Annotated in this window: 25 protein-coding genes; 17 read left to right on the forward strand and 8 right to left on the reverse strand. The window is 66.1% G+C overall.

Features of this window, described 5'->3' with window-relative positions; translation table 11 throughout:
• The first annotated feature begins 23 nt into the window (after positions 1-23).
• Positions 24-383, forward strand: a complete 360-nt coding sequence (locus ACOZ4O_RS12905; RefSeq protein WP_424525869.1) for a hypothetical protein — start codon at positions 24-26, stop codon at positions 381-383.
• Here ACOZ4O_RS12905 and ACOZ4O_RS12910 read toward each other — a convergent pair.
• The gene (locus tag ACOZ4O_RS12910; RefSeq protein WP_424525871.1) at positions 380-1,714 is read right to left on the reverse strand and encodes a DEAD/DEAH box helicase family protein; all 1,335 of its coding nucleotides are present in this window, start codon (positions 1,712-1,714) and stop codon (positions 380-382) included. The two genes, ACOZ4O_RS12905 and ACOZ4O_RS12910, sit on opposite strands and share 4 nt — an antisense overlap.
• A complete protein-coding gene (locus ACOZ4O_RS12915; protein WP_424525873.1) occupies positions 1,711-1,923 on the reverse strand; it encodes a hypothetical protein in 213 nt (70 codons plus the stop codon). The genes ACOZ4O_RS12910 and ACOZ4O_RS12915 overlap by 4 nt, the downstream gene beginning before the upstream one ends.
• Positions 1,924-1,947: 24 nt before the next feature.
• On the opposite strand from ACOZ4O_RS12915, the gene grpE reads away from it, so the two are divergent.
• The 5 genes from grpE (at position 1,948) to ACOZ4O_RS12940 (ending at position 7,309) form a co-directional block, all read left to right on the forward strand.
• Positions 1,948-2,601, forward strand: a complete 654-nt coding sequence (gene grpE, locus ACOZ4O_RS12920; protein WP_424525875.1) for a nucleotide exchange factor GrpE — start codon at positions 1,948-1,950, stop codon at positions 2,599-2,601.
• A gap of 138 nt (positions 2,602-2,739) precedes the next feature.
• The gene (gene dnaK, locus ACOZ4O_RS12925) at positions 2,740-4,689 is read left to right on the forward strand and encodes a molecular chaperone DnaK (RefSeq protein ID WP_424525877.1); all 1,950 of its coding nucleotides are present in this window, start codon (positions 2,740-2,742) and stop codon (positions 4,687-4,689) included.
• A 24-nt stretch (positions 4,690-4,713) separates the two neighbouring features.
• On the forward strand, positions 4,714-5,880 hold the full coding sequence (dnaJ, locus tag ACOZ4O_RS12930) for a molecular chaperone DnaJ (protein WP_424525879.1): 1,167 nt from the start codon (positions 4,714-4,716) through the stop codon (positions 5,878-5,880).
• A 279-nt stretch (positions 5,881-6,159) separates the two neighbouring features.
• Entirely contained in the window at positions 6,160-6,849 is a 690-nt protein-coding gene (locus ACOZ4O_RS12935) for a hypothetical protein (protein ID WP_424525881.1), read from the forward strand.
• A 25-nt stretch (positions 6,850-6,874) separates the two neighbouring features.
• On the forward strand, positions 6,875-7,309 hold the full coding sequence (locus ACOZ4O_RS12940; protein ID WP_424525883.1) for an NUDIX hydrolase: 435 nt from the start codon (positions 6,875-6,877) through the stop codon (positions 7,307-7,309).
• A 12-nt stretch (positions 7,310-7,321) separates the two neighbouring features.
• Here ACOZ4O_RS12940 and ACOZ4O_RS12945 read toward each other — a convergent pair whose 3' ends face one another.
• Positions 7,322-9,298, reverse strand: coding sequence for an AMP-binding protein (locus ACOZ4O_RS12945; RefSeq protein ID WP_424525885.1), 1,977 nt, complete (start codon positions 9,296-9,298; stop codon positions 7,322-7,324).
• An 87-nt stretch (positions 9,299-9,385) separates the two neighbouring features.
• Here ACOZ4O_RS12945 and ACOZ4O_RS12950 point away from each other — a divergent pair, with 87 nt between their 5' ends.
• From ACOZ4O_RS12950 to mce, 4 genes are all read left to right on the forward strand, one after another.
• On the forward strand, positions 9,386-9,958 hold the full coding sequence (locus tag ACOZ4O_RS12950; RefSeq protein WP_424525887.1) for a GNAT family N-acetyltransferase: 573 nt from the start codon (positions 9,386-9,388) through the stop codon (positions 9,956-9,958).
• A gap of 78 nt (positions 9,959-10,036) precedes the next feature.
• Positions 10,037-11,353, forward strand: coding sequence for a permease (locus ACOZ4O_RS12955; protein ID WP_424525889.1), 1,317 nt, complete (start codon positions 10,037-10,039; stop codon positions 11,351-11,353).
• A gap of 58 nt (positions 11,354-11,411) precedes the next feature.
• Positions 11,412-13,094 carry an acyl-CoA mutase large subunit family protein gene (locus ACOZ4O_RS12960; protein ID WP_424525891.1) on the forward strand — a complete coding sequence of 561 codons (1,683 nt, stop codon included), beginning with the start codon at positions 11,412-11,414 and terminating at the stop codon, positions 13,092-13,094.
• Between the two features lie 32 nt (positions 13,095-13,126).
• Positions 13,127-13,513 (forward strand): methylmalonyl-CoA epimerase, encoded by a 387-nt coding sequence (gene mce, locus ACOZ4O_RS12965; protein WP_424525893.1) that lies wholly within the window; start codon positions 13,127-13,129, stop codon positions 13,511-13,513.
• Here mce and ACOZ4O_RS12970 read toward each other — a convergent pair.
• Both ACOZ4O_RS12970 and ACOZ4O_RS12975 read right to left on the reverse strand, forming a co-directional pair.
• The gene (locus ACOZ4O_RS12970) at positions 13,510-14,031 is read right to left on the reverse strand and encodes a hypothetical protein (protein WP_424525895.1); all 522 of its coding nucleotides are present in this window, start codon (positions 14,029-14,031) and stop codon (positions 13,510-13,512) included. The genes mce and ACOZ4O_RS12970 overlap by 4 nt on opposite strands.
• A gap of 51 nt (positions 14,032-14,082) precedes the next feature.
• On the reverse strand, positions 14,083-14,715 hold the full coding sequence (locus ACOZ4O_RS12975) for a ferredoxin--NADP reductase (RefSeq protein ID WP_424525897.1): 633 nt from the start codon (positions 14,713-14,715) through the stop codon (positions 14,083-14,085).
• Between the two features lie 256 nt (positions 14,716-14,971).
• On the opposite strand from ACOZ4O_RS12975, the gene ACOZ4O_RS12980 reads away from it, so the two are divergent.
• Positions 14,972-16,714, forward strand: coding sequence for a 2-oxoacid:acceptor oxidoreductase subunit alpha (locus ACOZ4O_RS12980; protein ID WP_424525899.1), 1,743 nt, complete (start codon positions 14,972-14,974; stop codon positions 16,712-16,714).
• Complete coding sequence (locus ACOZ4O_RS12985; protein WP_424525901.1) at positions 16,711-17,583, forward strand: 2-oxoacid:ferredoxin oxidoreductase subunit beta; 873 nt, start codon at positions 16,711-16,713, stop codon at positions 17,581-17,583. The genes ACOZ4O_RS12980 and ACOZ4O_RS12985 overlap by 4 nt, the downstream gene beginning before the upstream one ends.
• A 213-nt stretch (positions 17,584-17,796) precedes the next feature.
• Here the strand turns inward: ACOZ4O_RS12985 and ACOZ4O_RS12990 are convergent, their stop codons facing one another.
• Positions 17,797-18,189, reverse strand: a complete 393-nt coding sequence (locus ACOZ4O_RS12990) for a dehydratase (RefSeq protein WP_424525903.1) — start codon at positions 18,187-18,189, stop codon at positions 17,797-17,799.
• A gap of 126 nt (positions 18,190-18,315) precedes the next feature.
• Positions 18,316-18,726 carry a hypothetical protein gene (locus ACOZ4O_RS12995; RefSeq protein ID WP_424525905.1) on the reverse strand — a complete coding sequence of 137 codons (411 nt, stop codon included), beginning with the start codon at positions 18,724-18,726 and terminating at the stop codon, positions 18,316-18,318.
• Positions 18,727-18,881: 155 nt separating this feature from the next.
• Here ACOZ4O_RS12995 and ACOZ4O_RS13000 point away from each other — a divergent pair, with 155 nt between their 5' ends.
• Genes ACOZ4O_RS13000 through ACOZ4O_RS13010 form a run of 3 tightly spaced genes read left to right on the forward strand, consistent with a single transcriptional unit; the run spans position 18,882 to position 21,172 of the window.
• The gene (locus ACOZ4O_RS13000; protein ID WP_424525907.1) at positions 18,882-20,108 is read left to right on the forward strand and encodes a digeranylgeranylglycerophospholipid reductase; all 1,227 of its coding nucleotides are present in this window, start codon (positions 18,882-18,884) and stop codon (positions 20,106-20,108) included.
• Positions 20,109-20,154: 46 nt separating this feature from the next.
• Positions 20,155-20,973 (forward strand): aldo/keto reductase, encoded by an 819-nt coding sequence (locus tag ACOZ4O_RS13005; protein ID WP_424525909.1) that lies wholly within the window; start codon positions 20,155-20,157, stop codon positions 20,971-20,973.
• Between the two features lie 49 nt (positions 20,974-21,022).
• Positions 21,023-21,172 (forward strand): hypothetical protein, encoded by a 150-nt coding sequence (locus tag ACOZ4O_RS13010; protein ID WP_424525911.1) that lies wholly within the window; start codon positions 21,023-21,025, stop codon positions 21,170-21,172.
• 4 nt (positions 21,173-21,176) lie between these two features.
• On the opposite strand, the gene ACOZ4O_RS13015 is transcribed toward ACOZ4O_RS13010, so the two are convergent.
• Positions 21,177-21,581: a glutaredoxin family protein gene (locus tag ACOZ4O_RS13015; protein ID WP_424525913.1), complete on the reverse strand. Its 405-nt coding sequence runs from the start codon at positions 21,579-21,581 to the stop codon at positions 21,177-21,179.
• Positions 21,582-21,685: 104 nt separating this feature from the next.
• On the opposite strand from ACOZ4O_RS13015, the gene ACOZ4O_RS13020 reads away from it, so the two are divergent.
• Positions 21,686-22,636 carry an acetamidase/formamidase family protein gene (locus ACOZ4O_RS13020; RefSeq protein ID WP_424525915.1) on the forward strand — a complete coding sequence of 317 codons (951 nt, stop codon included), beginning with the start codon at positions 21,686-21,688 and terminating at the stop codon, positions 22,634-22,636.
• 153 nt (positions 22,637-22,789) lie between these two features.
• Positions 22,790-23,374 carry a flavin reductase family protein gene (locus ACOZ4O_RS13025; RefSeq protein WP_424525917.1) on the forward strand — a complete coding sequence of 195 codons (585 nt, stop codon included), beginning with the start codon at positions 22,790-22,792 and terminating at the stop codon, positions 23,372-23,374.
• The last annotated feature ends 25 nt before the right edge of the window (positions 23,375-23,399 follow it).

The following is a 23,399-nucleotide window of genomic DNA, read 5'->3' on the forward strand; positions in this document are numbered from 1 at the left end:
CGCGGACGCCGGAACCCACTCGTATGAATCGACGCGCGTTCCTCCGGCGCGGCGCGGCCGTCGCCGTCGCGGGCGGACTCGCCGGCTGTTCGTCCGGCGGAGACTCCGAGTTCACGCTCTCCACGAACGGCACCACAATCGTCGAGGCCGAGAACGGGTCGATCGCCGCCGAGGTCACCGTGACGAACACCGGCGACACCACCCAGTCCGGCATCGTCTACGTCACCGCGGAACTGAACGGCGAGAAGTCGGTGGAACTCCGACAGGTCACGCTCGACGCACACGCGACCCGCATCGTCACGGTGCCGTACGGCGTGCAGTACAGCGAAGTAAACTCGTTCAGCGCGACCGCGACGGTCCGCCGCGCCGAGGACGACGACTAGCGTCGCCGCGCCGCCACCCGTTCTTCCGCCGTGTCCTCGGAGACGAGTTCGTAGAGCAGCGCCCGCCCGCCGTCCTCCTTCGGGCGGAGCACGCGGCCGAGTCGCTGGGTGAACTCGCGCTCGCTCCCCGACCCCGCGAACACCACGGCGACGTTCGCGTCCGGCACGTCCACGCCCTCGTCGAGCACGTTCGCCGTCACCACCCGCGAGTAATCGCCGCGCCGGAACGCCTCCAGCACCCGCCGGCGCTCCGCCGCGCTCGTCTCGTGCGTGATGGCCGGAATCAGGTAGCGCTCGCTCAGCCGGTAGACGAGGTCCGTTGACGCCGTGAACACGATGATTCGGTCCCCGCGGTGGCGGTCGAGAATCGACGCCAACTCCCGGACCTTGTTCTCCGACTCCTGAACGATTTCGCGGGCGCGCTGTTTCGCCAGCAACGCCTCGCGGGCCTCGGGGTCGCTCCCGGAGCGCTTCACGAGTTCCTGGTAGTCGCTCCCCGACCGGAACTGGATGTTCGACGACTGAAGGTAGTCCGTGAACGTCCCCTGCGCCTCCTCGTAGCGCTCGCGTTCTTCGTCCGTGAGCGGGACCGACCGGCGCTTGATGTCGTAGTCCGCGAGGTGCGTGCCCGCCAGATCGTCCGGCGAGAGCCGGTAGACGACCGGGCCGACCAACTCCTCGATGACTTCGTGTGCGCCGTCCGGGCGCTCGAACGTCGCGGTGAGGCCGAGGCGCGCCGGCGCGGCGAACAGCCGTCCGATGTCCCGGTAGCCCTCGCCGCCGAGGTGATGGACTTCGTCCAGCACGAGCAAGCCGAACCGGTCGCCGAGATCGTCCGCGCGCAGGTACGCCGAGTCGTACGTCGCGACCGTGAGGTCCTCCACGACCTGCTCGCCGCCGCCGAGCTGTCCGACGGGCACGTCGAACTCCGCTTCGAGTTCCTCGCGCCACTGCACGAGCAAGTCGATGGTCGGCACGACGACCAGCGCGCTCCGCCCGACCGATTCGATGGCCTTCACGCCGATGACGGTCTTGCCGGACCCCGTCGGGAGTTCGAGCACGCCCCGCCGGTTCGCGTCCCGCCACGCCTCGATGGCCTCGCGCTGGTAGTCCCGGAGTTCGTACGGCGAAGCCACGTCGAGCGGCGCGTCACGCATTACGTCGTCCTCGTACGGAACACCGGCCTCGTCCAGCGTATCTCGAATTTCGGCGTACCGGTGGGCGGGCGCGCGCCCCGTCTCCGTCCGGTCGTCCGACTCCACGCCGGGAAGGTCGCGTTCGCTCGCGCCCTCGACCCGCACCGTCCCGTCCTCGAACGCGAGTCGAATCACTGCGTTCGGTCGTCCGCCTCTTCGTCCGTGTCCTCGTCCGCGAACGCCTGCGAGAACGCGAGTGAGAAGGAGATACCCATCGCGACGCCGACGCCCATCCAGAGCGCGAGGTTGTCGAGGGCGACGCCGAGCGCGACGCCGATAGAGAGCCCGATAGCGATACCCACGCCGACGCCTGTTGCAGTTAGCTCGGGGTCCGTGTCGCTCATACCGCCACTGGGGCGTGCCCGCTAATGGGCTTTTCTCGTGGCGTTCTGAAATCCTTATACGCGCGGGCGGCCCAGACACGGAGTATGAGTGACGAGGAAGCCACCAGCGCCGACGAGCAGGCCGCAGCGGGCGCAAGCGCGTCCGACCAGACGCTCGCCGAGCGCGTGGCCGAGTACGACGACGCGCTCGCCGCCGAGGTCGAAGAACTCTCGGCGGAGGCGACGGACCTCCGCGCCGAGAACGAATCCCTCGAAGCGGAAGTCGCGGACTTGGAGGAGCGCGCGCAGCGCGTGCAGGCGGACTTCCAGAACTACAAGAAGCGCGCGAAGAAGAAGCAGGCACAGATAGAGGAGCGCGCGACCGAGGGCCTCGTCGAGGACCTCCTGGACGTCCGGGACAACCTCGCGCGAGCGCTCGACGAGGACACGGACGACGCGGACTCGCTCCGGGAGGGCGTGGAGATGACGCTCTCCGAGTTCGACCGCGTGCTCGAAAACGAAGGCGTCGAGGAAATCGCGCCCGATCCCGGGACGGACGTGGACGCGAACCGCCACGAGGTTATGATGCGCGTCGAGAGCGACCAGCCCGCTGGAACCGTCGTGGACGTCTATCGGCCCGGCTACGAGATGGGCGGGAAGGTGCTGCGGCCGGCGCAGGTCACGGTCGCCGACGAGTAGCCTACCGCTTCGACATAAAGGTAGTGACGCCGGCCGGCTACTCCGCTCGAAACGCTTGTTTTCGCGGAGTACGGCGGTCGTGGTAGGCGTTCACACTAGCAAGGTTTAAACGAAACGCGCGGCTTATTCGCTACCAAGATGGCTAGCGAGAAAATTCTCGGTATCGACCTCGGTACCACGAACAGCGCGTTCGCCGTGATGGAGGGAGGGGACCCCGAAATCATCGTGAACTCTGAGGGCGACCGCACCACGCCCTCCGTCGTCGCGTTCGACGACGGGGAACGCCTCATCGGCAAACCCGCGAAGAACCAGGCAGTCCAGAACCCCGACGAGACCGTCGCGTCCATCAAGCGCCACATGGGCGAGGACGACTACACGGTCGAACTCGACGGCGAGGAGTACACGCCCGAACAGGTGTCCGCGATGATCCTCCAGAAGATCAAGCGCGACGCCGAGGACTACCTCGGCGACGACATCGAGAAGGCGGTCATCACCGTCCCTGCGTACTTCAACGACCGCCAGCGTCAGGCGACGAAGGACGCCGGCGAAATCGCGGGCTTCGAAGTCGAACGCATCATCAACGAACCCACCGCCGCCTCGATGGCGTACGGGTTCAACGAGGGCGACGAGAAGACGATTCTCGTCTACGACCTCGGCGGCGGCACGTTCGACGTGTCCGTCCTCGAAATGGCCGAAGGCTACCACGAGGTCCGCGCCACCAACGGCGACAACGACCTCGGCGGCGACGACTGGGACGAAGCCATCATCGAATGGCTCGCCGACGAGTTCGAGGACGAACACGGTATCGACCTTCGCGACGACCGTCAGAGCCTCCAGCGGCTCAAGGACGCCGCAGAGGAAGCGAAAATCGAACTCTCCAGTCGAAAGGAGACGACGATAAACCTCCCGTTCATCACCGCGACCGACTCCGGCCCCGTTCACCTGGAGAAGGACCTGACGCGGGCGAAGTTCGAATCCCTCACGTCCGACCTCATCGAGCGCACGGTCGGCCCGACGGAGCAGGCGCTCGCGGACGCCGACCTCTCCAAGGACGACATCGACGAGGTCGTGCTGGTCGGTGGCTCGACCCGGATGCCGCAGGTGCAGGAGAAGGTCGAGGAACTCGCCGGTCAGGAACCGAAGAAGAACGTCAACCCCGACGAGGCCGTCGCGCTCGGCGCGGCCGTGCAGGGCGGCGTGCTCTCCGGCGAAGTCGACGACATCGTTCTCCTCGACGTCACGCCCCTCAGCCTCGGTATTGAGGTGAAGGGCGGGCTGTTCGAGCGCCTCATCGAGAAGAACACCACCATCCCGACCGAGGCGTCGAAGGTGTTCACCACCGCCGCCGACAACCAGACCTCGGTCCAGATTCGCGTGTTCCAGGGCGAGCGCGAAATCGCCGAAGAGAACGAACTCCTCGGCGCCTTCCAGCTCTCCGGCATCCCGCCCGCGCCCGCCGGCACGCCCCAGATCGAAGTGACGTTCAACATCGACGCCGACGGTATCGTCAACGTCGAAGCCGAAGACCAGGGGTCGGGCAACAAGGAAGACATCACCATCGAGGGCGGCGCCGGTCTCAGCGACGACGAGATCGAGCGCATGCAGGAGGAAGCCGAGAAGCACGAGGAAGAAGACGAAGAACGTCGCAAGCACATCGAGGCCCGGAACGAGGCCGAGTCCGCGGTGCAGCGCGCGAACAAACTCCTCAACGAGAACGACGAACTCGTGGACGACGACACCCGCGAGGAAGTCGAGGCTGCAATCTCGGACGTCGAGGACGTACTCGACGAGGAGGACGCCAGCACCGACGACCTCGAATCCGCCACCGAGGACCTGACCGAGACGCTGCAGGAGATCGGCAAGCAGGCCTACCAGCAACAGCAGGCGCAGGCCGGTGCGGCCGGCGGCGCCGGCGCTGGTCCCGGCGGGATGGGCGGCATGGGCGGTCAGGCCGGCCCCGGCGGCATGGGCGCGGAAGGCGGTGACGGCGACGAGTTCGTCGACGCCGACTTCGAGGACGTCGACGACTCCGAGACTGATTCGTCCGCCGGACAGGACGCGACGGACGACGCGGACGAGGACAACTAACCATCCGTTCACTCGTCAGCATCGATGACTGAGAGCTACTACGACGTGCTCGGGGTGAGTCGGGACGCCGACGAGTCCGAGATACAGGAGGCGTACCGAGAGCAGGTGAAGAAGTATCACCCCGACGTGAGCGACGAACCCGACGCCGAGGAGCAGTTCAAGAAACTCCAGCAGGCGAAGGAAGTTCTGACGGACGACGAGAAGCGGCAGGCGTACGACCAGCTCGGCCACGAGCGGTTCACGCAGGCGGAGAAACGCGGCGGGTTCGACGGCCAGGGCGGCGGCGCCGGCGGCATGGGCGGCGCTGGCGGTCCGTTCGGCGGCCAGGGAGGTGCTGGCGGGATGAACGACATCTTCGAGCAGTTCTTCGGCGGGATGGGCGGCCAGGGCCGCGGCGGCCGTGGCGGCCCGCAGCCCGGTCAGGACCTCCGCACGCGGCTCAGCGTCGACCTAGAGGACGCCTACCAGGGCGTCGAGAAACAGATCACGGTCCGGCGACCCGAAGCGTGCCCGGACTGCGGCGGCTCCGGCCACCCCGAGGACGCCGACGTGCGGACGTGCCCGGAGTGTAACGGTCAGGGGCAGACGACGCGCACCCAGCAGACGCCGCTCGGGCGCGTCCAGCAGACTCAGACGTGCCGTCGCTGCGGCGGCGAGGGAGACATCTACAGCGAGAACTGCAGCACGTGCAGCGGCCAGGGTGAAGTCGAACGCGAGGCCACGCTCACCGTGAACGTCCCCGCCGGCATCCGGAGCGGCCAAACTCTCCGCATGGACGGCGAGGGCGCGCCCGGCGACCAACGCGCACCCAACGGCGACCTCCTCATCGAAGTCGAGGTCGCCGACCACCCGGACTTCGAACGCGACGGCGACGACCTCCACCACCGCCACGCAATCAGCTTCCCGCAGGCCACCTTCGGCGACACCATCGAAGTCCCGACCGTCACCGGCACCGCCGAATTCGACCTCCCCGGTGGCACCCAGAGCGGCGAACGCTTCCGCCTCCAAGGCAAGGGTATGCCCCACCTCCGCGGCCGCGGCCACGGCGACCTCTACGTCACCGTCCAGGTCGTCACCCCGGACAGCCTCAACGAGGAACAACAGGAGGCCCTCGAAGCCTTCGCCGAAGCCGGCGGCGAGGAAATCGAGGTCGAACAGGGATTCTTCGAGAAACTCAAGAACTCCCTATAGGAGCGTCTCACGCGGTCGAGAGCTGCGCGACGCGCCACGAACGCGGTCAGTCTTTTCCGATATTTCGACGCGAATGTTGACGTAGGAAGCCGGAACCAGCGGCCGGTATCTACTGACGATTGCCGGACACGGACTTCGCGAAACCACCACCGGCCCGTGTACGAAGCCGCGAACGCCCATCTGGATAACTCAGCACGTGCACGTGCGACGCGCCCAGAAACGGTGGTGTGCAAGCCCCAAAGTGCGTTGGTTTAACGGCGAGTGGCGTCTTCGCCCTGTATGGAGACGCTGTACGACCTCGTGAACGACCTCCCCGAGTCCGCGGCGCTCCGCGCGCCGCCCCGCGAGTACAACCGCCGCGAACTCCGGCAGACGGCGTTCAAGACGGGAAACTTCCTCCGACACCGTGGCGTCCACGAGGGCGCGACGGTCGCCGTCGCGGACGACCGCGCGCCCGAATCCGTGTTCGCGTTCCTCGGCGCGACCCTGCTCGGCGCGCGCGTTCGGTTCGGCGCGACGGGCGACGTCGACGCTCGCGCGTACGTCGCGCCTACCGACTCGCTCGACGACGTGTCGCTTCCCGCGGGCGGGCAGTACGTCGGGTACGGCGACCGGCCGGACGACCCGAACCGCGCGCACTTCGAGCGGGACGTGTGGAGCGAGAACCCCGCCTTTCCGCCGGTGTCGTTCACCGGCGACGCGGTCGCGCTCGCTACCGACGACCGCTACACACACGCTGTCCTTCTCGATGAGGCGCGTCGGTTCGACTACGACAGCAGCGACGTGGTCGCGGTGCGCGCGTCCCTCGCCACGCCCGGAACGGTCGTCGCTGGCGTCGTCGCGCCGCTGCTCGCCGGCGCGACACTCCTGCTCCCCGACAGCGACGCCACCGGCACGGTCGCCGTCACCACGGGCGACGCACCCGAATCGCGGAGCGTCGACCCGACCGTGAATCCCGAAAGCTTATAGCCGCTCTGCGGGTGGGTTGGCGTCCATGCCCGAGAAGACGTGGCGGGACATCCGACCGGTCGCGCTCGGCGTCCTCCGACGCGACGACGAGGTGTTGCTCGCGCGCCACAACGACCCCGAAACGAACGAGACGTTCCACCGCCCCATCGGGGGCGGATTCGAGTTCGGCGAACACAGCCGTGCCGCCGTCGCCCGCGAGTTCGCGGAGGAACTCGGCGTCGAGTTCACTGTCGAGCGACGGTTGGGGACGTTCGAGCGCTCGTTCGAGTTCGGCGGCGAGCGCGGCCACGAGATATGGCGGCTCTACGAGGGAACGACGGTCGAACGCTGGCCGTACGAGCGAGACGAATTCGTGGGAGAGGAACCCGAACTCGACGAGACGTTCCCCGTCGAGTGGGTCGCTATCGATTCCTTGGACGACCGAACGGTCTACCCCGAGAACCTCGCGGGCGTCCTCTAGCGGACGTCTTTCCTAGCGGGCTTCTTTCAGTTTCGCGAGCGCATCCGGGTTCTCGATGCTGGAGAGGTCGCCGATGTCCTCGCCGGTGTACGCGCCCTCGATGGCGCGTCGAATGATCTTTCCCGACTGGGTCTTCGGGAATTCGTCCACGAACAAGATTTCGCGGGGCTTGAACGGCTTACCGAGTTCCGCGCCGACCTGTTCGCGGAGCTCCTCCCGGAGCGCGTCCGATGGCTTGTAGCCGTCGGCGAGGATGACGTACGCGACGACGGCCTCGCCGGTGGTGTCGTCGGGGACGCCGACCGCGGCCGCCTGCGTGACCGCGTCGTGGTCGATGAGCGCGCCCTCGACCTCCGCCGGCCCGACCTTCCGGCCGGCGATATTGAGCGCGTCGTCCGCGCGGCCGTGCAGGAACCAGAACCCGTCGTCGTCCTTCTGCGCCCAGTCGCCGTGGTCCCACAAGTCTTCGAAACTGCTCCAGTACTCCTCCAGGTATCGGTCGTCGCCGCTCCAGAGGCTCTTCGTCATCGACGGACAAGAGGCGCGTGCGACGAGGAATCCGCGCTCACCGGTGTCCGCGACGGATTCGCCCTGACTGTTCACGATGTCCACGTCCATCCCGAGGCCGGGGCCGCCGAGTGTGCAGGGCTTGAGCGGTTCAGTCGGGAGCGGCGAGAGGAAGCAGCCGAACACCTCGGTGCCGCCCGAGATGTTGATGATGGGCGCGTCACCGCCACCGACGTGTTCGTGGAACCACCGCCAGGACTCGGGGTCCCAGGGTTCGCCCGTGGAACCGAGGATGCGGAGGCTGGAGAGGTCGTGGCCGTCCAGCCACTCGTCGCCGTGCTTGCGGAGCGCGCGAATCGCGGTGGGGCTGACGCCGAACGTCGTCACGTCGTGGGTGTCGATGAGGTCCCAGAAGCGGTCCGGTTCGGGGTGGTCGGGCGCGCCCTCGTACATCACGACGGTGCCGCCGAGCGCGTGGTTCCCGATGAGCGTCCACGGACCCATCATCCATCCGATGTCGCTCACCCAGAAGAACCGGTCGCTGGGTTTGTGGTCGAAGTTGAAGTATATCTCTTTCGCGGGTTGGACGAGGCCGCCCGCGTGCGTGTGCACGATACCCTTCGGTTTCCCGGTCGTGCCGGACGAGTAGAGCAGCATCGACTCGTCGGAGGACGCCATCTCTCTCGTGTCGTACTCGCCGGACTGGGTTTCGACGGCGTCTGCCCACCATTCGTCGCGGTCGTCGTCCCACGGCACGTCTTCCTCTCGCTGTTCGCCGAGGCGCTCGTAGACGATGGTGTGTTCGACGTGTCCCGCTTGTTCGATGGCGTCGTCCGCGCCGCCCTTGAGCGCGACGTTGCTGCCGCGGCGGCGGAATCCGTCCCCGGTGAACAGCACGCTGCACTCCGCGTCGGCGATGCGGGTGGCGGTCGCGTCCACGCCGAACCCGCTGAAGATAGGGACCGCAATCGCACCGACCTTGAAGATTCCGTAGAGGATGGAGACGACCTCGGGCACCATCGGCATGTAGAGGCCGACGGTGTCGCCCGCGCCGATGCCGCGTTCGTTGAGCGCGTTCGCGACCTGGTTCGACTCCCGGTAGACGTCGTGGAATGTCTGCTCGCGGACTTCTCCGTCTTCGCCCTCCCAGATGGTGGCGACGTGGTTCCGGGTGCCTGAGTCGCGGCGAGCGTGCCGGTCGACAGTGTTGTGCGCGATGTTCAGCGACCCGCCGGGATACCACTCGGTGAACTGGGGGCCGTCGGACTCGTCCCGAACTGTTTTGGGGGACTCGTAGAAGTCGAGTCCGAGGTAGTCGGGGAGTTCGCCCCAGAACCAGTCGAGGTCGTTCGCGGACCGCTCGCGGAGTTCGGCCTCGCTGTCGATGTCGTATTCCCGCATGAACGCGCGGACGTTCGTCGCTTCCACGAGCTCCGGGCTGGGTTCGTGGACGACCTCGTTCACGTCGTCGAGTGACTCCATACGCGCAAATTCTGCCGGCCGTATCTTATAATCCTGGGACGGTGGGGCGGAGGAACGCTTTTGATGCGCGGGCCAGACGTCTCGTGTATGCACGTCAGGCCCGCGGAGAAACGCGAGGAGGTGTGGCTGCTGGACCGGCTGGACGAGTTCGGAATGCCGGACCCCGCCTTTCGCTCCCGGGACTACGTGTTCGCCGTGGACGAGGAGACCGGGAAGAAAGCGGGATTCGGCCGGCTCCGCGTTCACTCGGGCGACGATTCGTCCGTCTGCGAACTCACGAACATTGGCGTTCTTCCCGACTGGCGCGGCCGCGGTGTCGGCGCGCACGTCATCGAACGCCTCGTGGAGTCCGCGCACGACCAGGGGTTCGACCGCGTCTTCTCGCTCACGACCGAACCGGACTACATGGAGCAGTTCGCGTTCGAGCGTATCGACGAGTCGACGCTCCCCGAGCCGCTGGTCCGCCGGCTCTCAGAGGTCCGGGAGACGGAGGGTGAGGACGCCGTTCCGCTCCTCCTCGACGCCGATGAGTTCTCCGTTCCGGGCCGCCTCCGCCGGCGCTTCCGCTCCGACGAGGGCGAGAGCGAACCGCAGGAGACCCCGGAGGACTTCGGCATCGACTCGGACACCGCGACCTACAAGTACGACACCGGCGGCTAACGACTCCCGGGTTTTCCACGAGTCAGCCTCGGATTCTGAGCCCCAAACGGCGTAAACGGGGCGTGTCTTGTACTCCGTATGGAGCGACGGGACTACCTCATCCTGGTGGCGTTCGCTGTTCTCATCGTCGCCGGGGGCGCGATTGCGTCGACGGAACCGCTCGACACGTACCTTCTCACGGGCGCTGAGGAGACGGTCAGGACGGCCGTGGAGATGGCGTGGATAACGTGGTGGGCGCTCGTGCTCGGGTTCGCCATCGCCGGCGGCGTCGAGGCGTGGCTGTCCGAGGACGACATCTCCCAACACCTAGAGGGGTCGGGCGTCCGCGAACTCGGGACGGGCGCGTTCTTCGGGTTCGTGTCCTCCTCGTGCTCGTACTCCGCCATCGCCACGGCCAAGAACCTCTTCAAGAAGGGCGCGAGCGCCGCGGCGGCCCTCGGCGCGTTCATGTTCGCGTCGACGAACCTCGTCATCGAAATCGGATTCGTCATCTGGATACTGCTCGGCTGGGAGTTCGTCGCCGCGAACTTTGTCGGCGGCGTCCTCCTCATCGGCCTGATGGCGGTCGGGTTCCGGTTCGTTCCGGACGAAATCGTGGAGTCCGCGCGCGAGCACGCCTCGGACGACACCACCGTCCGCGACCCGAACTGCGGGATGGAAGTCGACCCCGACGAGACCGAACACACCATTGAGTACGAGGGCACGACCTACTACTTCTGCTCCGCGTCCTGCAAGCGCGGCTGGGACCCCGAGGACGCCGACACGACCGTCGTCGAGCAAGCGACCTCGCTCTCCGGCTGGCGCGCGCTCGCCGACAAGCAACTCAAGGAGTGGGGGATGCTCTGGGACGAAATCGCCGTCGGGTTCGTGTTCGCCGGCCTCATCGCGGGCTTCGTCCCCGACGCCGTCTGGCAGTCAATCTTCGCGGGCCCAATCGTCGGCGAGTACACGTACGTCGTCTGGACGGCAGTACTCGGCGCCGTCGTCGGTATCGTCACGTTCGTCTGCTCCGTCGGGAACGTCCCCTTCGGCGCGATTCTCTGGACGCGCGGCCTGCCGTTCGGGAGCGTGCTCGCATACATCTACGCCGACCTCGTCATCCCCCCGATAATGCAGGCGTACCGGGAGTACTACGGCGCGACGTTCGCCGCCGTGCTCTCCGCGATGATATTCGTCGCCGCCGTCGTCACCGGCGTTGCCGTCCACATCGCGTTCGACCTGCTCGGTCTCATCCCCGACCCCGCGAGCGCGACCGTCGAACGCATCTCCATCGAACTCAACTACAAGGCCGCGCTCAACGTCCTCGCCACCGTCGGATTCCTCGGCCTCTACTACCTCCACCGCACCGGCGGCAACGAGAGCGGGCACGATGGGCACGCGCATGGAAGTGACTGAGCGCGCGTGGGTTCCCTAACGTACAACCATTAAGGCGGTCTCCCTCGTCGTCCGAGGTATGTTCGACGACGACGACCTCGCGAGTATCCGCGAGGCGAAATCGGAGTGGGAAGCGGAGACGCTCGACCCCGTGCTCGACCGGTTCGGCGAACGCAAGGAGGAGTTCGACACCGACACCGGCGGGCAGACGGTCGACCGCCTCTACACGCCGGACGACGTGAGCGACCTCGACTATCGGGAGGACATCGGGTTCCCGGGCGAAGACCCCTACACGCGCGGCGTCTACTCCACGGGCTACCGCGGCCGCCTCTGGACGATGCGGCAGTACGCGGGCTTCGGAACCCCCGAGGAGACGAACGAGCGCTTCCGCTACCTCATCGACCAGGGGTCGTCCGGGCTGTCGATGGCGTTCGACCTCCCGACCCAGATGGGATACGATTCGGATGCGGCGATGAGCGCGGGCGAGGTCGGGAAGTCCGGCGTCGCCATCGACACGCTCGCGGACTTCGAGAAGGTGTTCGACGGCATCCCGCTCGACGAAGTCTCGACGTCGATGACCATCAACGCCCCCGCGAGCGTGTTGCTCGCGATGTACATCGCCGTGGGCGACAAACAGGGCGTCGACCGCGAGGAGTTGCGCGGCACCATCCAGAACGACGTGCTCAAGGAGTACGTCGCGCGCAACACCTACATCTATCCGCCGGAGCCGTCGATGCGAATCATCACGGACATCTTCGAGTTCTGCGCGCAGGAGACGCCGAACTTCAACACCATCTCGATTTCGGGCTACCATATCCGGGAGGCGGGGTCGACGGCCGCGCAGGAGGTCGCGTTCACGCTCGGGAACGGCATCGAGTACGTCGAAGCCGCGCTCGACGCCGGCCTCGACGTGGACGACTTCGCGCCCCAGCTCAGCTTCTTCTTCAACGCCCACAACAACATCTTGGAGGAGGCGGCGAAGTTCCGCGCCGCGCGCCGGATGTGGGCGCAAATCATGGAGGAACGCTTCGACGCGGACGACCCGCAGTCGAAGCAGTTGAAGTTCCACACGCAGACCGCGGGGTCGACGCTGACCGCCCAACAGATAGAGAACAACGTCGTGCGCGTTGCGTACCAGGCGCTCGCCGCCGTACTCGGCGGAACGCAGAGCCTGCACACGAACGGGAAGGACGAGGCGCTGTCGCTCCCGACCGAGAAGTCGGTGCGGACGGCGCTACGCACCCAGCAGATTCTCGCGCACGAGTCGGGCGCGGCGGACACCATCGACCCGCTCGCCGGCAGTTACTACGTCGAATCCCTCACGGACGACATCGAGGACGAGGCGTTCGACCTCCTCGACACCGTGGACGACAAGGGCGGGATGCTGTCCGCCATCCAGCAGCAGTGGGTGCAGCGCCAGATTCAGGACGTGGCGTACGAGCGCCAGCAGGAGATCGAGGACGGCGAGCGCACCATCGTCGGCGTGAACGAGTTCGAGGTGGACGACGAACCCGAAGTCGACATCGAGGAGGTCACCGAGGAGGACGAGAAGCGCAAGATCGGCGGGCTCGAGGACGTCAAGGAGGACCGGGACGACGGCGAGGTCGAGGAGCGACTCGCGGCGCTCCGCGAGGCCGCGGAGGGCGACGAGAACCTCATGCCGCACATCGTCGCCGCCGTGAAGGCGTACGCGACGGTCGGCGAGATATGTAACGTCCTCCGGGACGTGTTCGGCGAGTACCAGCCCGGCACCGCACTCTAAGGTTTATCCACGCGTCGCCCCCAGTTCGCGGTATGCGTCTCGACCACGTCGGCGTCGCCACTCAGGACGCCGCCAGCCTCGCAGCACAGTACGCCTCGCTGTTCGACGCCGAAATCGTCCACGAGGAGGAGTTCGACGGCATGAACGTCTGCTTTCTCGACCTCGGGAACGCCTACCTCGAACTCCTCGAACCCACGGGCGAGGAGACGACTATCGGGAGATACCTCGACGAGAACGGACCGGGGATGCACCATGTCGCGTTCATCACGGACGACATCGAGGCAGCGCTCGCGAACGCGCGCGAGGACGGCGTCTCACTCGTGGACGAAGAACCGCGGGAGGGAGCGTGGGGGCACACGGTCGCGTTCCTCCACCCACGGGACACGGGCGGCGTGCTCGTGGAGTACGTCGAGCACTAGTCGTCGCCCGCGGCGGACGCCAACCGCTCGGAGAGGTGGGGGCCGACCTCCGCCGGCGGTCGCGCGAACCACTGCGCGTCCTCGATACCGGGGCCGAGTTCGACGTCTGTTTCGAACGTCTCGGCCTCGAAGAACACCCAGAGGCCGGTGACGCCGTCGCCGCCGTCGACCAACGTGAACTCGCGTTCGATGGCCGCGAACGCGTCCACGACCGTGCACTCGATTCCCGCTTGGTCGGCGACGTACTGCGTGCCGGCGGCGGCGTGCGTGTCGTTCCGGGAGAGGCTGCCGCCGGGCGCGTCCCAGGCTTCCTCGCCCGTCTCGCGGACGAGGAGGAATTCGTTTTCGTGTGAGACGAGGACGCGCGTGCCGCCGAGTTCGCCGTTGTCCGCGGCGTTCATGCACTCGACGTACATCTCGCGCGGAACGGGCGTCGACTCGCGGTGGACTGGTACCTCCCCGTAGACGTCTTCGAGTCGGTCCAGAACTCGGTTCACGTCGTGTTCGGGGTCGTCCATTCCAGGGTCTGGGTGGACGAATGGTCGGAGAAAACTTAAACTCGTTCCCCGTTACCCGAACGATTCTATCTTCGCGTCGTTGGACTCGATACCGCGGTCCTCGAGGAGGTCCGCGACCTCTCGCACGAAGTCACTGAACCCGTACACGAACACCTGACCGCCGACCGCGGCGAGCGCGGCGTCCACCGCGGGCCCGAGGTCGTCGCCGACGAGGAACACGTCCGCGCCGTGGTCGGCGAGGCTGGCGAGGCGGTCCGTGTGCGCGTGTACATCGTCGAGATAGACGACCGCGACCTCGCCGCCGTCCTGCACGACGCGCTCGGCGATGCCGACCGCGGGGCCGACGCCGGGGCCGCCGACGACGAGCGTCACTTCGCGTTCGCCTTCGTAGAACGCGTGCCCGAACGGGCCGTTGATGCCGACGGTGTCGCCGGGTTCGAGGGATTCGAGGTAGGGGCCGACGGTGCCGTCGGGGTCGACGCCGACCGTGACTTCGAGGAGGTCGTCGGTGTCCGGCGAGGAGAGCGTGTAGTGGCGGGCTTCCTCGTTCCCGTCCACGGTCACCGCGAGCTGCACGAACTGCCCGGGCTTCGCGTCGAAGCCGTCGGGCGCGTCCAACTGGATGGCGATGGTGTCGGGGCCGACCGCGCGAACCGCGCGAACCGCTACGTCCGTCGTATCCATACGTTCGTGTTGCCGTGGCCGGGGAAAGCAGTTGTGTTAGTGGTCACGTCGGCCGCGGTTCACGTCACCCAGTCGGTGACTCAGAACTCGGGCCGAACCGGCATTTCAACGCTCGAATAGACCGGGACCGGACAGTTCGAGCGGGAAACACGAACGCCCGTTCAGTAATCGTTTCCGAATCCACACGAACCTCGTTTTCACGTCTTCCACCGGGTTCAGAAGGCTTTTTGCCGGGCGATTCGGAAGCCTACACCACATGCACGAGGACCTGAACTGGGCCATCGGCGGGGAAGCCGGCGATGGAATCGACTCCACCGGCAAGATATTCGCACAGGCGCTCTCGCGCGCCGGCCGGCACGTCTTCACCTCGAAGGACTTCGCGTCCCGCATCCGAGGTGGCTACACCGCATACAAAGTACGAACGTCCGTCGACAAGGTCCGCAGCGTCGTGGACCGCCTCGACGTCCTCATCGCCCTCACGGAACGCACCGTCGAGGAGAACCTCGACGAGCTCCACGACGGCAGCGTCATCATCTACGACGGGGAGCGGACCGAGTTCTCCGACTTCGAAGCGCCCAACGAGGTCACGGGACTCGACGTCCCCCTCAAGTCGCTCGCGGAGGACGCGGGCGGCGCCATCATGCGCAACGTCGTCGCGCTCGGCGCGGTCTGTGAGGTCGCCGGGTTCCCCATCGAGAACCTCGACGAATCCCTCGAGAAGAAGTTCGGCGGGAAGGGCGAGAAAATCGTCGAGAACAACAAGAAGGCCGCGCGTCTCGGCGCGGAGTACGTCGAGGAGGAGTTCGACCTCGCGTTCGACTTCGACCTCGAAACCACGGACAACGACTACGTCCTCCTGAACGGCGACGAAGCCATCGGGATGGGCGCCATCGCCGCCGGCTGTAAGTTCTACGCCGGCTACCCCATCACGCCCGCGACGGACGTGATGACGTACCTCAAGGGCCGCATCGAGAACTTCGGCGGGCACGTCGTGCAGGCCGAGGACGAACTCGCCGCCATCAACATGGCGCTCGGCGCGGCGCGCGCCGGCGCTCGCTCGATGACCGCGACCTCCGGTCCCGGTATCGACCTGATGACGGAGACGTTCGGCCTGGTCGCGACCTCGGAGACGCCGCTCGTCATCACGAACGTCATGCGCTCCGGCCCCAGCACGGGGATGCCGACGAAGCAGGAGCAGGGCGACCTGAACCAGATGCTGTACGGCGGACACGGCGAGATTCCGCGGTTCGTCCTCGCGCCCACCACGGTCGCGGAGTGCTTCTGGAAGACCATCGAGGCGTTCAACCTCGCGGAGAAGTACCAGACGCCCGTCTACCTCACCGCCGACCTCGCGATGGCGGTCACCGAGCAGACGTTCGAACCCGAGAAGTTCGACATGGACGCGGTCGAAATCGACCGCGGGAAGGTCGTCGACGAGGACGACATCTCGAAGTGGCAGAACGAGAAGGACCAGTTCAAGCCGCACGCCGTCACCGCCGACGGCGTCAGCCCGCGCGCCTTCCCCGGCACGGAGGGCGGCGTGCACATGAGCACGGGCCTCGAGCACGACGAACTCGGCCGCCGTACCGAGGACGTGGACGTGCGCGTCGAACAGGTCGACAAGCGCCAGCAGAAGGTCACCACCGCCGAGGAGGAAGAGGACTTCTCCTACCGCGAGTTCGGTAACCCCGACTCCGACAACCTCGTCATCTCGTGGGGGTCCAACGAAGGGACGCTCATCGAGGCGATGGACTACCTCGACCAGGAGGACGTGGACGTGCGCTTCCTCTCCGTCCCCTACGTCTTCCCGCGCCCCGACCTCACCGAGGACGTCGAGGCCGCGGAGGACGTTATCGTCGTCGAGTGTAACGCGACCGGGCAGTTCGCCGACCTCATCGAGCACGACACGCTTACCCGCGTGAAGCGTGTGAACAAGTACAACGGCGTCCAGTTCAAGGCGGACGAACTCGCCGAGGACATCCGAGAGGAACTAGCATGAGCTCCAACGTCAGATTCACCGACTTCAAGTCCGACAAGCAGCCCACCTGGTGTCCCGGGTGCGGTGACTTCGGCACGATGAACGGCATGATGAAAGCCCTCGCGAACACCGGAAACGCGCCCGACGACACGTTCGTCGTCGCGGGTATCGGGTGCTCCGGGAAGATCGGGACGTACATGCGCTCGTACGCGCTCCACGGCGTCCACGGGCGCGCGCTCCCCGTCGGCACGGGCGTCAAGGTCGCCAACCCCGACCTCGAAGTGATGGTCGCGGGCGGCGACGGCGACGGCTACAGCATCGGCGTCGGTCACTTCATCCACGCCGTCCGCCGGAACATCGACATCACGTACGTCGTGATGGACAACCGCATCTACGGCCTCACCAAGGGCCAGGCGTCCCCGACCAGCCGGTCCGACTTCGAGACCGCGACCACGCCCGAGGGCTCCAAGCAGCCCCCGGTCAATCCGCTCGCGCTCGCGCTCTCCGCCGGCGGAAGCTTCATCGCGCAGTCCTTCAGCAGTCACGCCCAGCGCCACACCGAAATTATCGAGGAAGCCATCGAACACGACGGCTTCAGCCTCGTGAACACGTTCAGCCCGTGCGTGACGTTCAACGACGTCGACACCTACGACTACTTCCGCGACAGCCTCGTCGACCTCGGTGGCGAAGACGCGGAGTACGACCCGAGCGACCGCGAACAAGCGAAGGACAAAATCCTCGACAGCGAGAAAGAATACATGGGCATCCTCTACCAGGACGACGACGCCCAGTCCTACGAACAGTCCCACGGCGTCGACGGCAACATGGCCGACATCGACACCGACGGCGCCCCCGAGGGAGCGATGGACCTCGTCCGCGAGTTCTACTAACGGACTTTTTTGCTCGGCGGGTCGCGCTTTGCGCGACCGCTTGAGCAAAAACCTCCACTAAAAAGGCCGGTCGCCTCCGGCGACCGGTGAACGGCGCATCTTCGATGCGCCGACAGGCCCCCCTCGTTCTATTTGTCTTTCAACATATACTTGATAGGCTGTTCGGACGAGCGCGCTCGGTACCTTCAGTGCGACTTCCGCGTACCGCGTCCGCTACTCCTTCCAGACGACGCCCTCGAAGGAGCCGGTGAGGACTTCCTCGTCTTGGTCGTTCGTGCACCTGTTTTCGCCGCGAATGTCGAAGCGGTCGTCTCGTTCCTCCACGTCGGTGAGCGTGGTTTCGCAGGTAATTGGTTGGCCGGTGTAGACGGGTTTGTGGAAGTAGTTGTCCATGTGGTAGGCGAGCACGCCGAGCGCGGACCCGATGGCGGTCGGGAGCGTCGCGGTGAGAAGACCCTGCACCATCAAGCGTCCCGCCTCGTCGGGGACGCTGTGAACGGGCTGGTCGTCGTGCGAGAGCTCCGCGAACGCCTCCACCTCGTCGGTGGTGAACGTTCGCTCGTACGTGTACACATCCTCTTCCTCGGGCGGCAGACTCACATCCATACGTCCGGGTCGTGACGGGGGATTACGTTCGTGGCGGTTCCACGAAATCGACCGCAGGTCCGGTGTTCGAACGCGAAACTCGCGGTCGGTCGAACCCACGGAACGGTGCGGGGAGCACCGCCGTTCTCAGATTGCTCGTCCGGCGTAGCCGGCGGTGACTTGAGCGGCGATGCCGCCCATGATGGCCGCGATGGGCGCGAAGCAGATGACGCCGAACGTCGTCCACGTACCGTAGACGAACAGGATGTCGATGGTCTGCGTCATGGTGAACGGCGAGTTCAGGAAGAACGCGACGCCGACGACGAGCACGCCGAGGAACGACCCGAGGCCGACGGCCGCCGCGCCGTCGACGCCCTCCGTCTCGAACGCGCGACTGATGATGCCGACGAACGCGCCGATGGCGAGCGGCGTAACGCCGTAGAGGTAGTAGGGTGCGACGAGGAGGTAGAGTCCGGCGACCACGAACGCCTGGAGGAGCGCGCCAGCGGCAATCGCTCGGCGGTCCGCGACGCGCCGGTGTACTGTCACTCCGGTCATAGGATAAACAAGAAATCCAACTGCAATAATGATTTCTCCTGGAACACGTCTCCCGGGTCCGCGTGTTCGTTCTGTTCTCCGGAAAACATCGGAATACGAGGGTTCTGCGTGCGTATTCGGAAAGGTTGATTAGCGCGACGGGGATTTTGTGGAGTATGCCTGAGCGTTTCGACGTTGTAATCGCGGGGGCGGGGCCGGCGGGCGCACAATGCGCTCGCGACCTGGCTCAGCGCGATTACGACGTTCTCGTCCTCGAAACCGAACCAGAAGACGAGTTCCCGCGACAGTCGAACAAGTCCACCGCGGGGACGTTCCCCTCGATGATGGGCGCGTTCGGGATTCCCGACGATGTCGTGATGCAGTTCACGGACACCGTCGTCCTCGAATCCCCGAACGAGCACATCGTCCAGCAGCAACCCGGTGCGGTCCTGGAGTTCGCGGACTTCAAGCGCTTCCTCGTGAAGGAAGGCCGCGAGCACGGCGCCGAGTACCGGTTCGGCTCCCGCGTCTCGAAACCCATCATGGAGAACGGGGACATCGTGGGCGTCGAGTACAGCGGCGACGAGGAGGTGTACGCGGACATCGTCGTCGACGCGACCGGGCCCGCCGCGCCGCTCGCGAAACAACTCGGCGTGAGCGACCTGGAGCGCCACAACCAAGCCATCGGCATCGAGTGGGAGATGGAAGGCGTCGACGTCGACCACTCCGGGTACGCGGACCTCCACGACGCGATGATGCTCCGCCTCGACCACGACCTCGCGCCCGGCGGCTACTCCTGGATTTTCCACACGGGCGAGGACACGGCGAAGGTTGGACTGTGTTACATCCAGAACGAGTCCTATCAGGAGCGCGGGAAGGAAGGCATGAGCATCGACGGCTACCTCGAGTACTGGCTGGACAACGACCCGCGCTTCGAGAACGCGACGAAACTCGAAGGCAAGCAACACCGCGGGTCCGCCCACATCCAGGAGCCGGGACAGCTCTGCACGGACAACTTCATGGCCATCGGCGACACTGTTCCGTCCATCGACCCGCTCTGGGGCGAGGGCATTCACAAGGGACTGAAGTCCGCGCGCGCCGCCGCCATCACCGCGGACCGCTGTCTCACCGGCACGACTGACACGTCGAAGGAGGCGATGGAGACGTACGCCGACCTCTGGCATCAGGACGTGGCGCCGGGCGCGAAGCGCCGCCTCGCGATGACGCGCCTCCTCTACCTCGCGGACGACGACCGCTACGACCGTCTCCTCCGCGACCTGAACGACGCGGACGTGGACACGCTCTCGGACGCGAACAGCGGGAACCCGCTCGCCATCGCGAAGCTCCTCCACTTCGACGACCTCTCGCTCCTCAAGCGACTCGTGACCGAACACTACCTCTAACGCCGCTACCAAAACGTCTTTTCCCGTTACGCTCCACCGAACAAATATGTCTGGATTCGACTACCCACAGCGTAGCGGCATGCCCGTACTCGGCATCGGCACCTGGCAGAACGAGGACCCCGCGCAGTGCGCGCAGTCCGTGAAGACCGCGCTCGAAGCGGGCTACCGGCACGTCGACACCGCCCAGATTTACGGGAACGAGGACGCCGTCGGGAACGGCATCGAACAGGCGAATGTCGACCGCGACGACATCTTCCTCGCGACGAAGATCTGGACGAGCGAGCTCTCCCACGACGACGTGCTGGAGAGCTTCGAGGAGAGCCTCGACAAACTGGGAACGGACTACGCCGACCTTCTCTACGTGCACTGGCCGGCGAACGAGTACGACGCCCCGGACACGCTCTCGGCGTTCGACGAACTCTACGACGACGGTAAAATCGAACACATCGGCGTGTCGAACTTCGAACCGCGCCACCTCGACGAGGCCCAGGAAGTCCTCGACGCGCCGCTGTTCGCGAACCAGGTCGAACTCCATCCGTTCCTCCCGCAGGTCGAACTCCGCGAGTACGCCGACGAACACGACATCGAACTCGTCGGGTACAGTCCGCTCGCCCGCGGCGAAGTGTTCGGCAACGACACCATCGAGACTGTCGCGGAGAAACACGACGCGAGCGCCGCGCAGGTCGCGCTGGCGTGGGCGCGCGAGAAGGGCGTCACCGCCATCCCGAAGGCCACGAGCGAGCAACACATCCGGGACAACTGGGGGAGCCTCGGCGTCGAACTCGACCCCGAGGATATCGAGAAAATCGACGGTATCGACCGCGTCGAACGCGAAGTCGACCCCGACTTCGCACCCTGGAACTGAGCGCGTCTACGTACCGCTCCTTTTCCCTTCCGAGCGCCTACACGCCGGTATGGCAGTCCTCGAAACCCTGACGTTCACGGTACTCGCTATCGCCGCTGTCGGCGTCGTCCTCTACGTGGTGTACTCGATTCTCGGCGTGGCGCGTGAACGGTATCGCGACGGAAAGCGGGCAGTGCCCGATTCGGAGGAAGAACGGTAGTTCGTCAGAACGGGGATTCGACGGTCTGGTCGTCGCCGTCGTCGCTCGCGTCCACGTCGACGTCTTCCGCGTTCAGCGTCTCGGCGAGGTCGCCGCGCTCTTCGAGTTCCGCGAGGATGTCGCTCCCGCCGACGAACTCGCCCTCGACGTACGTCTGGGGGATGGTCTCCCAGCCGGAGTACTCTTCGAGCGCAGCGCGGAACGCGTCGAGGTTCTGGAGCACGTCCACGGTCTCCACGTCCTCGCGGTATTTGGTGATGAGGCCGATGGCGCGCTTCGAGAACCCGCACTGGGGCATCATCGGCGTGCCCTTCATGAACAGCACGACTTCGTTGTTCTCGATGGCGTCGTCCACGCGCTCTTGGACGTCGTCGGCGTCGAGGCCCTCGTCGGCGGGGTCGAATGTCATACTCGTGTGGTGGGTGTCGAGGAAGAAAGGCGTTGTGTCACCCGCCACCGTCGCCGGCGTTCGCGCCACATAGCCTTAAGCCGGTTCGTGCCTTTCGTGGACGTATGGCATACTCCGTCGATTACGAGCTGAGCGACGACGACGAGAACATCCACAACGCCTGGGACAACTCCCTCGACCCGATTCTGACCGTCGAACCGGGCGAGGTCGTTCGCTTCGAGTGCCGGGACGCCGTGGACGGCCAAGTCGACATGGAGACGACAGCCGCGGAGTTCGGCGAAGTGAGCTTCGACCCCGTCCATCCCCTCACTGGTCCGGTGTACGTCGAGGGCGCGGAACCGGGCGACGTGCTGGAGGTCGAACTCCTCGACCTCGAACACAAGGGCTGGGGGTACACCGGCTTCATGCCGGGCGACATGGGGCTCGGCCTGCTCCCCGAGGACTTCGAGGAGTCCGGCTATCACGCGTGGGACCTCGACGGCGACATCGGCCACTTCGTGAACGACATCGAAGTCCCGCTCCACCCCTTCCCCGGAACCATCGGGAACGCACCGGCGGCGGACGGCGAGCACGACACGCTCCCGCCGCGCGACGTGGGCGGGAACATGGACGTGAAGCACATGACCGCCGGCTCCACCGTCTACCTCCCGGTCGAGGTCGCGGGCGCGCTGTTCTCCACAGGCGACTGTCACGCCGCGCAGGGCGACGGCGAGGTCTGCGTGACGGGTATCGAAGCCCCGATGTTCGTCACTGCGCGCTTCGACGTCCGGAAGGACATGGACATCTCCCAACCCCAGTTCGAGAGCGACCACCCGTACACGCCGACGGGCCGGGACGAACCGATGTACGCCACCACCGGCATCGCCGACGACCTCATGGTCGCGACGAAGAAGGCGATTCGCCACATGATCGACCACCTCGAAGCCGAGCGCGGCCTCACCCGCGGCGAGGCCTACATCCTCTGCTCGGCCATCGTCGACCTCAAAATCAGCGAAGTCGTCGACGCGCCGAACTGGACGGTGACCGCTTACGTTCCGGAATCTATCTTCCCGTAGCGAGCGCTGTCCTGGTGGATTCTCCAAGGGCGAGACGCGAGCGGAGTGAGCGGCGAGGGCTTGGACGGTGACCGCCTACGTTCCGGAGTCAATCTTCCCGTAACTCTCCGGGAGAGTCGAAAGCGACTCGTCGCGCGGGCGAGTCCTCCGGGTATGGAGTACGCGCCGGACGACGTGGCGTCGATGTACCGGACGCTCTCGGGCGCGGTGGTGCCGCGCCCCATCGCCTGGGTGTCCTCGACGAACCCGGATGGTGTGGACAACCTCGCACCGTACAGTTTCTTCAACGTGGTGTCGGTCGAGCCGCCGACGGTGATGTTCTCGCCGCTGGACACGGACGAGCGCTCGAAGGACACGACGCGGAACGTCCGGGAGACGGAGGAGTTCGTCGTGAACGTCGTCACGGGCGACACCGTGGAGGCGATGAACGAGACGAGCGCGACCCTGCAGGCCGACCAGTCCGAGTTCGAGCACGCGGGCGTCACGCGCGTTGACTCGGAGACCGTCAAACCGCCGCGCGTAGCGGAGTCGCCGGTGAACTTCGAGTGCTCGCTGTACGACACGCTCCGCGTCGGTGACTCCGTGCTCGTCATCGGTGAAGTCGAGCACGTCCACGTGGACGACGCGCTCGCGCCCGACGGCGAACTGGACGTGCGCGAACTCGACGCGGTCGGCCGACTCGCCGGCAGTTTCTACTCGTACACCCGCGACCGGTTCTCGCTCGAACGCCCCCCGTAGCGGCGACACGTATTTACTCCCGGCG

The sequence above is a fragment of the Salarchaeum japonicum genome (genome assembly GCF_049705945.1).
Classification (GTDB): Archaea; Halobacteriota; Halobacteria; order Halobacteriales; family Halobacteriaceae; genus Salarchaeum; species Salarchaeum japonicum_A.